15 protein-coding genes and 1 pseudogene are annotated in these 14,940 nt (G+C 67.4%); 7 read left to right on the forward strand and 9 right to left on the reverse strand.

All coding sequences use genetic code 11. From position 1 onward, the window contains the following. Nucleotides 1-4: 4 nt before the first annotated feature. Nucleotides 5-757, reverse strand: a complete 753-nt coding sequence (locus ACFY2X_RS24280; protein ID WP_389941318.1) for an HD domain-containing protein — start codon at nt 755-757, stop codon at nt 5-7. Next, nucleotides 754-1,725, reverse strand: a complete 972-nt coding sequence (locus ACFY2X_RS24285; RefSeq protein ID WP_389941320.1) for a GlxA family transcriptional regulator — start codon at nt 1,723-1,725, stop codon at nt 754-756. The genes ACFY2X_RS24280 and ACFY2X_RS24285 overlap by 4 nt, the downstream gene beginning before the upstream one ends. A gap of 62 nt (nt 1,726-1,787) precedes the next feature. Here ACFY2X_RS24285 and ACFY2X_RS24290 point away from each other — a divergent pair, with 62 nt between their 5' ends. Beyond that, nucleotides 1,788-1,934, forward strand: a complete 147-nt coding sequence (locus ACFY2X_RS24290) for a hypothetical protein (protein WP_389941322.1) — start codon at nt 1,788-1,790, stop codon at nt 1,932-1,934. Here the strand turns inward: ACFY2X_RS24290 and ACFY2X_RS24295 are convergent. After that, a complete protein-coding gene (locus ACFY2X_RS24295; RefSeq protein WP_389941820.1) occupies nt 1,927-2,349 on the reverse strand; it encodes a DUF3995 domain-containing protein in 423 nt (140 codons plus the stop codon). The two genes, ACFY2X_RS24290 and ACFY2X_RS24295, sit on opposite strands and share 8 nt — an antisense overlap. Before the next feature lie 73 nt (nt 2,350-2,422). Between ACFY2X_RS24295 and ACFY2X_RS24300 the strand changes: the two are divergent. Beyond that, a pseudogene (locus ACFY2X_RS24300) lies at nt 2,423-2,878 on the forward strand (FAD-dependent oxidoreductase); the annotation flags it as partial. Between the two features lie 256 nt (nt 2,879-3,134). Next, entirely contained in the window at nt 3,135-3,587 is a 453-nt protein-coding gene (locus ACFY2X_RS24305) for an FAD-dependent monooxygenase (protein WP_389941324.1), read from the forward strand. A gap of 306 nt (nt 3,588-3,893) precedes the next feature. Here ACFY2X_RS24305 and ACFY2X_RS24310 read toward each other — a convergent pair whose 3' ends face one another. The 5 genes from ACFY2X_RS24310 to ACFY2X_RS24330 form a co-directional block, all read right to left on the reverse strand. Further along, complete coding sequence (locus tag ACFY2X_RS24310; protein WP_389941326.1) at nt 3,894-4,319, reverse strand: hypothetical protein; 426 nt, start codon at nt 4,317-4,319, stop codon at nt 3,894-3,896. A gap of 5 nt (nt 4,320-4,324) precedes the next feature. After that, on the reverse strand, nt 4,325-4,657 hold the full coding sequence (locus ACFY2X_RS24315; protein ID WP_389941328.1) for an integrase core domain-containing protein: 333 nt from the start codon (nt 4,655-4,657) through the stop codon (nt 4,325-4,327). A 780-nt stretch (nt 4,658-5,437) separates the two neighbouring features. Continuing rightward, nucleotides 5,438-6,001 (reverse strand): hypothetical protein, encoded by a 564-nt coding sequence (locus ACFY2X_RS24320; protein WP_389941330.1) that lies wholly within the window; start codon nt 5,999-6,001, stop codon nt 5,438-5,440. Between the two features lie 371 nt (nt 6,002-6,372). Continuing rightward, complete coding sequence (locus ACFY2X_RS24325) at nt 6,373-7,014, reverse strand: anti-sigma factor family protein (RefSeq protein WP_389941332.1); 642 nt, start codon at nt 7,012-7,014, stop codon at nt 6,373-6,375. After that, nucleotides 7,007-7,516: a sigma-70 family RNA polymerase sigma factor gene (locus tag ACFY2X_RS24330; protein WP_389941334.1), complete on the reverse strand. Its 510-nt coding sequence runs from the start codon at nt 7,514-7,516 to the stop codon at nt 7,007-7,009. The genes ACFY2X_RS24325 and ACFY2X_RS24330 overlap by 8 nt, the downstream gene beginning before the upstream one ends. A 139-nt stretch (nt 7,517-7,655) precedes the next feature. Here ACFY2X_RS24330 and ACFY2X_RS24335 point away from each other — a divergent pair, with 139 nt between their 5' ends. From ACFY2X_RS24335 to ACFY2X_RS24345, 3 genes are all read left to right on the forward strand, one after another. Next, entirely contained in the window at nt 7,656-8,294 is a 639-nt protein-coding gene (locus tag ACFY2X_RS24335; RefSeq protein WP_389941336.1) for a hypothetical protein, read from the forward strand. A 782-nt stretch (nt 8,295-9,076) separates the two neighbouring features. Then, on the forward strand, nt 9,077-9,268 hold the full coding sequence (locus ACFY2X_RS24340) for a hypothetical protein (RefSeq protein ID WP_389941337.1): 192 nt from the start codon (nt 9,077-9,079) through the stop codon (nt 9,266-9,268). 513 nt (nt 9,269-9,781) lie between these two features. Next, the gene (locus ACFY2X_RS24345) at nt 9,782-10,690 is read left to right on the forward strand and encodes a hypothetical protein (RefSeq protein ID WP_389941339.1); all 909 of its coding nucleotides are present in this window, start codon (nt 9,782-9,784) and stop codon (nt 10,688-10,690) included. A gap of 234 nt (nt 10,691-10,924) precedes the next feature. Here the strand turns inward: ACFY2X_RS24345 and ACFY2X_RS24350 are convergent, their stop codons facing one another. Further along, nucleotides 10,925-11,740 carry a hypothetical protein gene (locus tag ACFY2X_RS24350; RefSeq protein WP_389941341.1) on the reverse strand — a complete coding sequence of 272 codons (816 nt, stop codon included), beginning with the start codon at nt 11,738-11,740 and terminating at the stop codon, nt 10,925-10,927. Nucleotides 11,741-11,796: 56 nt separating this feature from the next. Here ACFY2X_RS24350 and ACFY2X_RS24355 point away from each other — a divergent pair, with 56 nt between their 5' ends. Beyond that, on the forward strand, nt 11,797-14,940 hold the full coding sequence (locus ACFY2X_RS24355) for a tetratricopeptide repeat protein (RefSeq protein WP_389941343.1): 3,144 nt from the start codon (nt 11,797-11,799) through the stop codon (nt 14,938-14,940).

A 14,940-nucleotide genomic window follows, 5' to 3' on the forward strand; every position in this document is an offset into this window, starting at 1 on the left:
GCCGTCAGTCCTTCCAGCCGCTGGCGGCGAGGAAGTCCTCCCATTTGGTGTAGGGAACATCGGGGCGCTGCTGGTGCATGATCTCACCTGGCAGCGTCATGGGCGGCGCCTTGCGCGAGTCGGCCAGGCCCAGCGCGATGAGGTCGTCGGTGAAGACTCGGGCGCAGCGGTAGCGGGGATAAGCGGCGTGCACGCGTTCGGCATATCCGGCGGGGAGGTCGCTGGGGCCACCGGTCAGGTCTATGCCCATGCCGTTCTGGGCGATCATGATCTCCGGCGGGCGGCGGCGGGCGAACACCGGCGACTCGTGGATCCCGTAGGAGGTGTGCAAGGCGATACCGTCCCAGATGGTGTCGAGGCGGCGGTCGGTGATGCCGTGCCTCTCCAAGAACCCCGCGGCGAAGTCGGCGCCGTCGAGTTCGAACCGCTGGCCGGTGTTGGCGCGTTCGGTCAGGCCCATGTCGTGGAGTACACAGATGAGGAACACGACCTCGGCGTCGTAGTCGCGGCCCGGTCGGCGTCCGGCCTTGGCGGCGGCCGCCCGGGCGAACAGGAAGCTGCGCAGGCTGTGGTTCCGTAGGTACGGCTTTTGCGCGTCGGTCACCAGTCGCCGGGCCGCCTTGGCGACGCGGGTGGCGGGAAAGGACAGGTCGGCGTACAGGGTCTTGGCGTTGGCGGGAGGTGTGCCGACGGCCAGGCTCGCCGCGCCGGCGAGGCTGGCTCCCAGCAGTGTGCGGCGGTTCAGGGATGAGCTCATATGTTCTCCTTCGGGATCATCGGCGAACGGAAGGTGGTGCGGAAGCGCTGGCGGTAGGCGGTCGGAGTGGTGCCCAGAACCTTCAGGAACGTGCGGCGCATCGTCTCGTCGGACCCGAGACCGCACCGGCGGGCGATCGACGCCACGGGGTCGGCACCGGTCTCCAGGAGGGCCTGCGCGGCCTCCACCCGGATCCTCTCGACGTACTGGCCGGGGGTGAGTCCCACCTCGCGGCGGAACAGCCGGGTCAGATGGCGTTCGCTGAGCGTGACCTGGGCCGCCATCGCGGCGAGGGTGTGGTCTCCCGCCGGGTCGGCCGCGACCGCGTCCAGGAGTCGGCGCAACGCCGGGTGACGCGTCGCGGGGACGGCCTCGCGAACGCTGAACTGCGACTGGCCGCCTGGGCGTTGCAGGAACACGACCATGTATTTGGCCACCGCCCGCGCGATGTCCGGTCCGTGGTCCTCCTCCACGAGGGCCAGCGCCAGATCGATTCCGGCGGTGACCCCGGCCGAGGTCACGACCGGCCCGTCACGTACGAAGATGGCGTCGGGTTCCACGGTGATGCGCGGGAACCGGGACGCCAGTTCGGCGCAGGCGGCCCAGTGCGTGGTGGCCCGCCGCTCGTCGAGCAGGCCGGCCTCGGCCAGCAGGAGCGCGCCTGTGCACACCGACGCCACCCTGCGCGCGCGAGCACCGAGGTCACGCAACGCCTTCAGGAACGCCTCACCGGGGCGGTCGCCGTCCGGCGGCGCGTACCCCGGCACCAGCAGCGTGTCGATCGGGCCCTCGATCTCCCCCAGAGCCAGGTCCACCCCTAAAGGCACACCGACCTCCGTGCGCGCGGGCCGCCCATCAACCGAGGCGTGCCGGATGCGGTAGCCACAGGACCCGTGCAGGATCTGCACCGGCCCCGCCACGTCCAGCAGCACCACCCCGTCATAGACGGCCACCACAAGATCTTTCACGTCGCCAAGCCTCGCGCCCCGGACGAGAAGTCCACAAGGACCACTAACCCACAAATCCGGACATGCGGGCCTATCCGAGGATGCTGCGCAGCCAACCGGGGCCGACCGGCGGCAGACCCTCCGCCGAGCGGAACCCGCCCGCGGAGGAAAGCGCGGGGTACGGCAATGCCCGCCACGTCGTCGGCCTGGTGGACATGCTGCTCAGCTGAGCGCGACGGCGAGCGACAGGCCGCCCAGCACCAGGCAGACCGGCGTGTAGACCCGCAGGTCCCAGGTCTTGAACTCCGGGCCACTCCGGCCCCGCAAGGTAATGACAGCGGGGAAGACGCTTCCCCGCGCGAGCAGCCCGGCGGCGATCGTCCACGCCCCTACCGTGTAGAGCTGGCGCGGCCCTATCACGGGAAGCAGCCCCGACCGGGCCGCGACCACATAGCCCGCAGCGGCGAGGACGGCCGCCATGCCCACGCACGCGGGCGCCCACGGAAATCCTTCGCCCTCATCGCCCAGCACGACCTTGGCCAGGGTCGTGCGGTCGACGGCGGGCCACGGCGAGAAGGCCCATACGGCGTGCAGAGCGCCCGCGGCGGCCAATCCGACGGCCGCCAGTAACCCCACGATCTCCATCACGTACCCCCTTTGATATGACTTTGCGTACCATACAGCGCTGTATGGAAGCCCTTGAAAGGGGATGACCATCATGAACTCCTCCCATGCGCTCATCGTCGGCGGCGGCATTGGCGGCCTGGCCACCGCGATCGGATTGCGCCGCACCGGCTGGCGGGTCACTCTGCTGGAACGGGCGCCCGCCTTCCAGCCGCTGGGCTCCGGCATCACGCTCGCGCCCAACGCGGTCCGCGCGCTCGACGCGCTGGGCCTGGGTGCGCAGCTCCGGGCCCGAGGCATGGCCCAGGGCGCGGCGGGACTGCGCGTGCCCTCAGGACGGTGGCTGATGCGGGCCAAGGTGGAAGAGCTGGAACGGCGTATGGGTGTGCCGACCTTCGCGCTGCACCGCGCCGAGCTGCACGACCTGCTGATCGGCGCGTTGGAGGGCGCCGATATCCGGCTCGGGCACACCGCGACCGGCCTGCTGGGGCCTGGCACGCTCGCCTTCGACGGGCCTGACGGGCCAGGAGAGCTGACCGCCGACGTGATCGTGGCCGCCGACGGTATACGCAGCAACGTACGCAGTGCCCTGTTCCCCGCTCACCCAGGGCCGATCTACGCTGGGTACGTCACCTGGCGAGCTATCGTCGCCGCCGATCGCGCACCCGCCGGGATGCCCATGACCATTGCCGAGAGCTGGGGTCGCGGCCGGCGCTTCGGCGTCATCCCGCTCGCCGACGGCCGCGTCTACTGGTACTCCACCCAGTCCTGCCCGGAAGGCACCGGCGTGGACGACACTGTCCCAGGTGGCGGCCAGGCACGCGAATTGGCACCGGCCCATCCCCGAGCTCCTCGCGGCCACCTCGCCCGACGCGCTCATCAGGCACGACATCCACTCCCTGGCCACACCGCTCGACACCTACGTCTCGGGCCGGGTGGCCCTGCTCGGCGACGCTGCCCATGCGCTCACGCCCGACCTCGGCCAGGGCGCGGCCCAAGCGCTGGAGGACGCCGCCACCCTGACCGCGTTTCTGACGTCCACGAGCGACGTCGACGCGGCGCTCCTTCGCTACGACCGAGTACGGCGACCGCGGTCACAGCAGGTGGCGCGGGCCTCCGCCCAGGCTGGGCGCATCATCCAGCTGCGCAACCCGGTGGCCGCCGCCGTACGCGACACGCTGGCCTCGCTCCTGCCCTCCAGCACCTACCTGACCGCGAGCACAAGAACCTTCGACTGGCAGCCGCCCAAAGCGGCGTGATCAAGCCGTCACGGCGGCCTGCTCGTATCTCGGCCCCGCCGGCGGGCGGCTGCGGGCGGCCATCCACCTCGACCGTCCGCCTTCAACCTTTCCAGGCGGGGTTCCCGGCATCCTGCCGCACCTCCAGGTCGAGGTCCTGCACGTCGAGGGCCCGGTACAACTGAGCCGATCATGGTCAAGAAGCCGCCACGAACTTCGACGGCGACTGGGACGCCTACATCGACGACTTCGCCGCCCAGATTCCCGACATCTTCGACGCCATCCTGCAGCACACCGAGGACTATCCGGGCATCCATGACCCCAACATCAAGGACGCCATCGTCGCTCATCAGGAGACGGCGTGCTCGTACTTCCGCACGATCCCGGACGCGACTCGGGCGCCCTCGCATCGAGGGCGCCCGCTTCGCTTCGTGCTCTACGCCAGCGCCTTGACGTGCGAGCCCGCCGCGGCCCGCTGAGGCGGCGGCGCCGCGTCGGCAGCCCGAGCATCGGATTGGCGACGCCCCCGACGGCGCCCTTGCAGACCAGCTCCTTGTAGACGGCGGCGAGCCGTCCGATCAGGACCGCCTGCACGGCGCGGTCGTCGGCGGTGACGTACTGGATCAAACCCTCCTTGCCAGCCAGTGAGATGCAGTGGCTGAAGTAGCGGATCGGCGCGTTCGGGAGCTTCCCGCCGGCCAGGCGCGCCGCGATCGCGTCGGCGGCCTTGCCCCTGCCGAAAACTCTGTCCATGCAGTTCAAGCGGCATGTTGGTATTCGTGGAGGACTCCGCCGAGCCGGCTTCGACGGCGTACGTTGAGGTTGACGATCTTCGCTGGATCGGTGAGTGGATTCGGGACGGCGCGTAGTGGAGCCGCCTGGTCCAGGGCTTGATGGGCTCGGTGCTCGTTGTAGAAGTGTTCGTACTCGCGCAAGGCATGCCGCAGGTGGCGTTCGTTCCAAAGCAGGCAGCGGTCCAGGAGCTCGCGGCGACAGGACTGCACCCACCGCTCCATGACCGCGTTCATGCGCGGCATGCGGACGCCGGTGAGCACCGTCTGGATGCCGCTGTCGGCGAGGATCTCCTCCATAAGGGCAGGGAAATTCCCGCCCCGGTCTCTGTCATGCGGCGATACTTGCATGTCATGCTCAGTGCCAGCCGCACTCTGGGAGTCATCTGGCCGGACGATCACGGACGGTAACGACAGAATCCATGGCAACCAGCTCGGCGAACGGCCCTGAACGATCCCGAATGTCGTTTGTGGCCTTCGCCAACCCACGCGAAAGGGTGACCTGGGCAGGCGCCATGGTACATGCCAATGCCAGGCGAGCCCTCCAGTGAGCCGCCCAGGTAAAGAATGCACATGGCAAAGAGTGTTCGCCTCACACGTCGGCGCTTCACCAGCTCGAGTGCCGGGAGAGCCACTTGGTGACTTGAGGTCGAGCCCAAAGACGCATCTATGGGACAAATTGAATGGTCAAGGCAACGCAATCGAGGCCGAGCCCCCGCCAATGCCATGGTCGCATGCGCGAAACGTGCTCTTCGGCCCGCGATACGACCTAACATCGGGCGGCATTCTTGGACATTTTGAAGGTAGACATTTACGGGCGGAGCGATACAATGAAATACATTAAGATATTGGCTGGCACAAAAGCTGGCGACTTTTAATCCGTAGGTTCTGGGTTCGAGTCCCAGGCGCCCTACCCCAATGAACTGGGCAGACTTCCTATTTCATGATCGGGAAGTCTGCCCAGGGTTGCATCTGGGGTTGCAACGGTCGCCGTCAGCCGTCGAACAGCGCCCGCCCCATCCGGGCAATGTGGTCGATCACCGTGCGGCGACGCTTCTGAGCTACCGACGTATCGTCAGGTCAGATGGATCCGCACAGCCTATTGAGCTCCGCGACGTCTGTATTGATATCCGCGATCACCTGGTTGGGATCGCCGCCGGTCATGCCGGTCAAGCGGAAGTTCAGTTCCTGGAATTCGGCGGCCAGCCGACTGATTTTCGCCCCCACCACTCCTTGCGCGTCGAGGACTGCGCCCATCAGGTCGAGGTACGTCTGCTGAGCCGCGGCTGCCTGGCTGCTGCGGACGGTCCCGGCGTTCCGGTGGTATGCGGTCAGCGCCGCCGTTGCCTCGTCGCAGCCGCCGGGCCGGGCCGCTGACAGCAGTGCGGAGGAAACCGGGACCGCTCGCGTGGGGCTTGGCATTGGTGGCTGGGGCGTGCTGGACTCAGGCGACGGACTCGGGGTCGGCGGTGCGGGCCGGGTGGTGACCGGATCTGGTGACGATGACTGCGGGGCCGGGGTGGGGACTACCGCGTCGGACCGGGACTGCGGAGGCGGGGCCGGCGGCATCAGGTAGGCGACCAGCGCGACCACGGCGGCAATCGCACCCGCCAGAGCGCTCACTGCCGCCCAGTTCAGGTGCAAGCCTGCTCCTCCGCCCGCCGTCGGCGGCTGCGCTGATCCGTTCCCCGTCATGCCCCCATCGTGGCCGAGCCCTCCAGCTCGGTCCAGAACGCCTCCTGCTGATCTTCTTGAACAGAACTCGCCTATAAAGACGGGGGCGGTGAAGCGGCTTCGGCGGCCAGAAGGGGTCGGTGGGAAAACGGCGACTCGAGGCCGGTGCGCGGCTCGGAGCCCAGATGGCCCTGTGGGACCTGCTCAGAGCCGGAAGCCTCTGCCACTGAGCAAGGACCCGTTCATCCGTCCCGGGTTCTGGCCGATCGGCTCCGCCGTACTCAAGCTGCGGGACCGATCGGCTCCGCCGTACCCGAGCTGCGGGCCGCTCGGCCGGCCCGTCAGCGGCTGATCGGGGCGCGCAAGACGGCCGGGCCGCCGGGCACGGTGCTCAAACCCAGGGCGACGGCGTCGTCACCCTGAACGGCCGCAGAAAGCTCCATGGTCAATCCCATGCCTCTGGCGGTGAAGCTGCCCGCGGGGACCCGGCTGCCGTCACCTCGTTCGAGCCAGACCAAGTAGCGTTGACCGTTGTCGAGGCCACTGACCTTCAGGTTCACGGCCGTACCCCACTGGCGGGCGTCCAACTCGGCCGAAATCTGCATGCCCTGCGCCCCGTAGGTCACCATGTGCCCTTCGGCACCGGACAGCAGCACCGTCATGACGATGGCGGCCGAGGCCGCCGCGGTCGCGAGCCCGCCGGTCCACGCCAGCAAGCGCCTGCGCCTGCGCTGGCGCAGGTGCCGGACACCGACCGCGCTCACCACGCTGTCACGCAGCCATGGCGGTGGCACGGGAGGAGAGGCGACTCGGTCGGGGTTGGCGTGACCGAGGGCGCCGGCCACCTGGTCGAGGGATTCGAGTTCGGCCCTGCAAGCGGGACAGCCGTCGGTGTGGGCGAGCAGGGTTGCCGTCTCGGCCTCCGGGAGGCGCCCCAGTGCGTGCATACCCAGCAGAGAATGATAGTCGCGGCAACTAGTCACCGTCCCACCCCATCTCCTCCAGTACCAGGCGCAGTGCCTTGAGCGCGTAGAACACCCTGCTGCGCACCGTACCCGAGGGAATGCGCAACTCGGCGGCGACCTCGGCGGGAGCGCGATCTCGCAGGTGCACCTCCACCAGGATGTGCCGCTGTTCGGGAGACAGCCGCCGCAACGCCTCCTCGACCTGCATGCCGAGCAGCAGTCCCTCCAGATCGTTGCCGGCCGGCAGGTCCTCCCCCTGCTCGGCCGAGAGCTGCGGCCGCACGGACCGCGCCCGCATGAGGTCGATCACCACGTTCCTGCAGATCGCGAACAACCACGTCCGGGGAGACGACTGCCTGTGGTCGTACCGCCCCGCGGTACGCCACGCCCGCACGAAGGTCTCCTGAACCGCGTCCTCGGCCAGACCCGTGTCGCCCAGGGACCTTCTGGCGAAGGCGAACAACTCGCCTCCGTAGTCGTCATAGACCGCCCGCAAGGTGGTCTCGTCATCCAGCCGCACGTCTCCTCCTGCTGTTCCGATGGACATACGGAACAAATCTCTGCGGCGTTCATCCATTGTCGACTGAACATCCGACTGAACATCGCCCGCCTCGCCTCCGTACACCTCCTCGTCATCAGCAACAGAGAAGGGATCAGTCATGCGAGCAGTTGTTTGGACAGCGGTGCTCGGAGTCGCCGTGACCGCCGCCGCCACCATCGCGGTGCCGGCGCTGGCCCAGCAGGGTAACGGATACGAGCGGCGTGCCCACGTGCAGGTTCACTCGCCGAAGGCCGACACGGCGACCGGCGTGGAAGGAGCCGCCTGGATGGTGGAGCTCTCCGTGGACTACCGCGACGGGCTCAAGGCGGCTGGGTGGAGCGGGCCTCAGGTCACCGGCCCCCAGGGCGGGACAGGGTCGTTCGGCCCCGGTAAGGACGACAAGCTGCCCGGCCTGGTGGTGCTGCTCTCCACGACGACCGGCTTTTCGGGACCGAGCACGAACTTGGCCAACCTGTTCAACGTCACGGGCGTGGCCAAGCGGGACGAGGCCGGCGATGCGGTGAAACTGTGGGACTCCTGGCTGGTCGGCAAGCCGCTGTTCGGAAAGGACGTCCGCAGCATGCTCACCGTCGCGGTCGTGGACGACCTGAACCACAACGGCGTGCTCGACGACGCACCTGACACGGTGAAGGATCTCACCGGCGACGGCCTCATCGACGCCAAGGACCTGCGCAAGCTCGGCGTGACGTCGAACATCGCCGAGGTGCCGTTCCGCATCGCCGACTCGGCGGCCTGAGAGGGTCAGAGGCACACTCCGCCGGCTCCCGTGCGTCTTCTCAGGACACGCCGCACGGGAGCCGGCTTTCCATCTCGGGAGGCAATCGTCCTTCCAGTCTCATTTCCCTGCGGAGAGCCCGTTCCGGGCGGGTCGGCGAAACGATCTTGACGCTTAGATAGCCGATATGTATAACAGGCATGCATCGCGCATCCCCCATCCCCAATGAGGAGGAATCAGTGCGCGCCTTCGCTGAGGAGCGGCTCTCGCAATTGTCGACGCCAAGATCATCACATGGGGCGACAGCCGGGATACCTGAGACAAGAACTACGCCGGCCCGGCGAAGCGTGAGGCCCCCAGGCAAGTGCATCTCGTGGGGTGAGCCGTACGGCGGGAGCTCATGGCAGTCCCCTTGGGAGCACTGCGGCTGATTCACGGCCCACAGATCAAATTGCCTGTAACACTTGGGCGCCTCAGACCACTACCTGGTGTCAAAGGAGCCTCTGGGGTGAAGGTGCAGGAGTGTGGTGGTGTCGGATGATGCGCAATGGCTCACCCATATAGGCGAATGTCTACGACCTTTATTACCTATGCGGTCCACCGCTCCGGCCGGCAGGTGGCCGATGAGGTGGTGAGCAAGACGTTCGCCACCGCCTGGCGTCGACGGGACGACTTGAGGGAGATTCCTCATCGTCATCGCGCGGCGCGGGCTCTCGCCGTGGGAGGCCGCGCGGGTCATCGGTTGTCCTCGCGCTGCGCCTTGTGCATGGTCGCGCCGGGCCCGCATGCGGCGGGAAGAGACGGTGGAGAACCTCACATGGCCGGCACCCCCGGTGACGAATCCCGGTCACCCGGTTCCCCCGCTGGACGCGCGCAACACCGCACCGAGTGGCAGGACGGAGTCCGCGGACATCGCGGGCAACACCGTGGAACAGACGGTGATCCACGCCTACCGCATCACCGCCCGCAGCTGGTCATCTGAGGGGTACAGGTGACGACTGAGGTCTGGCACGCACATCCCGCACGTGGTCCTCCCGGATCACGCAGGGCCTCGACCTCAATAGTTAACGGCTCATTCTGTCGGCTGGACAGCATGAGCTCATAACCCACTGCACCGGAGCACGAAAATCAAGACGTTACATCGCCGAGGCATGCACGACCGCCTCCGCTTTCCGCTCGTCCGTCCCCTCTTCCGGAGTGGCGTCGCCGCCGTCGTCACGTTCGCATTCTTGGCATCCGCTCTGCCATCGAGCGCCGCCGCCGAGAGCGCAGCCCCTACGCCTACTCCGACGAAGACCAGCAGCGCATCCCCTACGCCTGACCCGGCGAAGACCGGCAGCGCATCTCCTACGCCTACTCCGACGAAGACCAGCAGCCCGTCCCCTACGCCTGACCCGGCGAAGCCCAGTGCGGCTCTCAAGGCCAGGCCTAACGACGGTTCCGGATACTGGCCGGACTTCTCGAACACCGGTTACACCAGAACGCCGGCCAACGCCGGAGGCCTGGGCTTGGGCGCGTACCCGGGCAAGCTCACCGACTACGCGAAGAACATGAGCGCGGCCAAGCCGCTGAGGCTCGAGTTCCCCGACAACAGCGTCATCTCCTTCAAGCGCTTCCGGGGCCTGAAGATCTACATCTACGGCGACAACCTCACATTCGTCGGCTGCTTGTTCGAGGGCACCAACCCCGACGACAACCTCGTCCAGATCTACTCGGACACCAACATCAAGTTCCTCTACTCGACGTTCAAGCCGAGTTCCTACTCGAGGCCTCCCGGCAATGACGGCACCGTCTCGTCAGCTCGGTCCAAGCCCGGTACGCCCTTCAACAAGTCCTGGCAGTACGCCACGACGATGAAGGAAGCCGTGGCCGTCATGGACCACAATGACATCTGGGGCAACGCGGGCATGCAGATCGTGACGGGTTTCCCCGGACGCCCGTCGACCTGGACGAACAACTACATCCATGACATGGCCGACACGGCTCGCGACGTCTACCATCACGACGGCATCGGCCCGCAGAGCGAGGGCAATGGCGGTCCGATGACCGTCCACCACAACACCCTGGCCTCGTTGGGCAACACCAATGCCCTGGCGCTGCAGGGCAACGGCGTGTACAACAACATCAAGTTCACGAACAACTATGTCTCCGGCTGGGGCTATGCCGTGAGCATCGGCGTCACCAACAACGCCAGAAACATCACCGTGACCGACAACATCTTCTCGGCGGAACTCGAGCAGCTGTACGGCTTCCTGTACGGCAACTTCTGGGGTGGGAAGGCCCGCGGCTCCACCTGGCGCCGCAATCTCATCCAAGCTCGTCCAGGAGATGACAACCGCGCCTATTCGACCGCCGATCACGGCAAATATCTGTGGCCGACCGGATCTAAGACCTACGCCACCGACTACACGGGCTGAGTCTCTTAACATGTGACGCCCGCAGCGCTACGCGCTGCTCTTCGTGAACCATGCGGGTCTGGACGACGGCTTGCGGCCAGACCCGCTCGACGGCCTGCGGCGGCCTCTTGAGCCCGTCGTAGCCCGTCGCAGGCCGTCGCAGGCCGTCATCAGCGCATCCGCGACGGCGACGGCGACCCGCACCCGGGTAACTCCGGCTCAACCTGGGTGGACCGATTTTCGGCGCCCACACCATCAGTCGTGGAAACGCCCCTCTCGCGTGTAGACGCAGTCGCCCCCGAGACAGTTCGGGCTGGAGTTCCAGCCGTCGTTGTAATAGACCTTGCGCCCGCGCTTGATGGATCCTTTCTCGACCATCTGCTGGTGCCACGGCGGCACCGTGGAGTCGAAGTGCTTGACGTAGTTCCCCAAGATGTTCTTGTAGTAGATCCGGTGCCTGGCGTAGAGATAGCTCGGCGAGCCTTCCGGAGTGCAGTTGACGACAAAGCTATCGGAATAGCGCTTATTGCCGCCGAACTGGGAAGTTTCGTAAGCCTTGGGAGCCATTCCCGGGAACCCCGAGTCGTGCCAGTCGACCCAGTCGAAGTGGGAGAAATTACATGCGGCCGCGCCCGAGATGACCGCGCTCCGCGGCGGGGTCAGACCGCCGGTGACGACCGGCGATGTGGTGATCCTGCGAAACTGCAGCTCCGGCGGCGTGTTGGTGCCATGATCATCAACAAGGCGTTGCGGAACCGCGACGTCTCTTGGGGTGATCTCCAGGTAGGTCTCCAGAAAGGTGTCGCCCTCATCACGGGCGATGAGCAGGGTGCGGCCGATCATTCCGGTCTGAACCATTCCGATGTCGTTCGACGGACGGCTGTCGGTGAAGGTCACCGTCATGCCGTTGGAGTATTCGAGCTGAGCCAGCCGTACATCCACGTCGGCCTCTTCATCGCTGGCCATGGCCGCGGAAGGGGCGAGAATCAGGACGCCCGAAATTCCTGCCATCAGAGCTGAGGTGAATCGCATGATTTCTCCTTGCGTATTGGAGGGCGGGACCAGAGACAACGGTAAGAGCCGATCTTTCAGTTGCCTTAAAGGTGGGCTCGGCGGATACTGCGCCTGTGACGGCGACCGAGCAGCTGCTGCCACGACCCCAGCTCATGCGTTTCCTGGACCAGATCGTGCGGCACCGCCTCACGGTGGTGACGGCCGGACCGGGCGGCGGAAAGACGTCGGCCGTCCGCGCATGGGCGCGGATGCGGCCGGATGTTCCTGTGACATGGGTGGCCCGGGCCGACGACGCGACCCTGATCGAAGAGATCTGCCAGGGCTTGGCGGCACCCGCGGCATGGGCCCGATCACTTGGGCCCGCCGCGGACGACCCGGCCCGTACGGCTGCGCTCGCCGCTGAACTCGGTGCCGCACTGCCGTACTCCACGGTTCTCGTGATCGACGAGGTGGAGCGGCTCGCCCCGCACACGGTCGGAAGCCGTCTGCTGGAGGGGTTGTGCCGGCACGGAGGAGACAACCTGCACCTGGTGCTGATCTCGCGTTCGGAGGCGCCCTTTCCGATTCAGCGGCTCTGCGGCCTTGGTCATGTGTTCCGGGTCTCGGCGGAGCGCCTGGCCTTCACGCTTGAGGAGACGGGATCGCTGGCCCGGCTCGTGCTGGAGGAAGACGCCGGCGTGCTGGCGAAGGAGGTCCAGAAGCTCACCACCGGCTGGCCGGTCGCCGTGCGCCTGGCACTGAGCTGGCTCCGCGGCCTGCCCGCCGAAGACCGGTTGAGGCGCCTCGCCGCGCCCGCCGGGCCGCTCTTCGACTATCTGGTCGAAGAGGTGCTCAATGACGGTGATGCGCGAATGAACGAGTTTCTCCGCGCGGCCGCGGCACTGCCCTGGTTCACCCCAGAGCTGTGCACGGCGATCGGCCTCGACATCTCCCGCCGCGAGATCGGCATCCTGGCCGCCCAGCACATCTTGATCACACAGTGTGAGGACGGCTATGCCGCGACGACCCTCGTCCGGGAATGCGTCGGAGGTGCCGACCGGAAACGCGCGTCGCGGGCAGCCCGCTGGTATGAGGAACACGGGTTCATCAGGGAGGCCTTGGCCGTCTTGAACGACCCCGTCCACCTCGTCGCGATGATCGAACGTTGGTGGGACACGCTGCTGGCCGAGGGACGTCCCGTGGAGGTGGTGCGGGCCTGCCGCGCCGTTCCGGAGGAGCTGCGGACGTCCACTGTCGACTTGGCCGAAGGCCAGGCTCGGCAGGTTCAGGGCGATTGGGCGGGAGCGCTGGACTGTCTCCGCCATGCCACGGCCGCGGATCCCGCCGTGGCATGGCGGATCGGGATGATTCACTATCATCGCGGCGACTACCGAGCGGCACTGAAGGCGTTCGAGCGCGGTGTCCTCACCGAAGAAGCCTCCCCTCACGAGGCCATGCTTCTCGCCTGGACCGCCAGCGCCCGCTGGCTCGTCGGCGACCTCTCGGACGCGGCGCATCTGGCGGAGCGTGCCCTTTCCATCGCGACGGTCTGTGGCGATGAACGGTCGGCGGCGTGCGCGCACACCGCGCTGGCCATGACCACCCATGATGAGGGCGACCGAGCCGCGAGCGAACGGCACAGCACGCTCGCGCTCGCCGCCGCGGAGAGCTCGGGTGAACTGCTGCTGGCCGTACGCGTCCTGGCCAATCGGGCCTCGCACCGCACCGAGGAGGCACGGTACGCGGAAGCTCTGGCCGACCTGGAGCTTGCGGTACGGCGAGCGGAGCTGGCAGGCGCTCCGGTCAACGCGGCGATCTCCCTGCACAACCGCGCGGAGGCGCTCATGGGGCTCGGCAGGCTCGACGAAGCCCTGGCCGACTTCAAAGAGGCGGGTGAGATCCTCGGACGGGTCGGCAGCGACAAGCTGGGCCATCCGCTGGCCGGCCTCGGCAAGGTTTACCTGGAGCGCGGAGACCTGCTGCGCGCCAAGTTCAGCTATGAGAACGCGCTGAAGCACGCCGATCAGCTCCAGGACGTGCACCTGATCCAATCCACCCTGGCCGGGCTGGCCCGAGTCCATGTCGTCGACGACCCCGAGCGGGCCGTTCGGCTTGCCGAGCGCGCGGTGGCCACAGGCGGTGGATCCAGCCAGGTCGGGGCGCTTCTGGCCGCCGGCTGGGTCTGGGCGGAAGCCGGTGATCGGGCCAAGGCCGCCGCCTACGCGCGGTCCGCCCGTGTGGCCGCCGCAAACCGGCGAGATCGGGCGGCCACGGCCGAGGCGCTGGAACTGTCGGCCATCACAGTGGCCGGCTCGCCTGAGGATCGTGCGGAACTGCTCGCGGCCGCCGGCGAGATCTGGACGGAGATCGGCAGCCCGCTGGGGCTGGCGCGCAACGGCTTCGCCCGGGCGTCTCTCAGCTGCACCGGTCACGGTGGCCGGCGTGACGGCCTCCGCGAGGCGGAGCTTGAGCTGCGTCGCGCCGGGATCCGTGGTCCGCACGACTCCGGCGCGGGGCTGTTGCGGGCGGTCGCGCTCATGGACCCCGGCGCGGTGCGCTTCTGCGTGCTCGGTGGGGTACGGCTGAGCCGCTACGGACGTCCCGTCCCCGCCGCCGAGTGGCAGTCACGGAAGGCTCGGGATCTGTTGACCTGGCTGGTCTGCCAGAGAGGGCGTCCCGTTGCCCGAGAGGCGGCGATGGAGGCTCTCTGGCCGGGGGAAGACCCCGTCCGATGCGCCAACCGGCTCTCGGTCGCCCTGTCGACCGTCCGCTCCGTCCTTGATCCGCAGCGGAAGTTCAGCGCCGCGGAGTTCGTTCGAGGGGATAAGCACACCATCCAGCTCGTCGGCCTTCGAGTGGACGTCGAGGAGTTCCTCTCCGCTGCCACCGAAGCGCTCGCCACGCAGAATGATGATCTGCTTGCCTTCGCCGAGGCGCGATACGCGGGCGACGTCTGCGAAGACTCCCCCTACTCCGAATGGCTGGAGCCGTTGCGCGAGGAGGCGCGAGCCGTCTACCAGGCACTGCTGAGGACGCTGGCGTCCCACGCGCAGCAGGCCGCAGAACACGACAGGGTGGTCCGCTACCTCTTGCGGCTGCTCGAACGAGACGCCTTTGACGAGAGGGCGCATCTGGATCTGGTCCGGACATTGACTCTGACTCGCCGTCACGGGGAAGCCCGCAGGCGGTATCGAATATACGTCGAGGCGATGGACGAGCTGGGTGTGGAACCGGCCCCGCTTCCTGTCGTCAACGACCAGTCGAGCTTCTCGGCGTAG

This window comes from Streptosporangium sp. NPDC000396 (assembly GCF_042898655.1).
In the GTDB taxonomy this organism is placed as follows: domain Bacteria; phylum Actinomycetota; class Actinomycetes; order Streptosporangiales; family Streptosporangiaceae; genus Streptosporangium.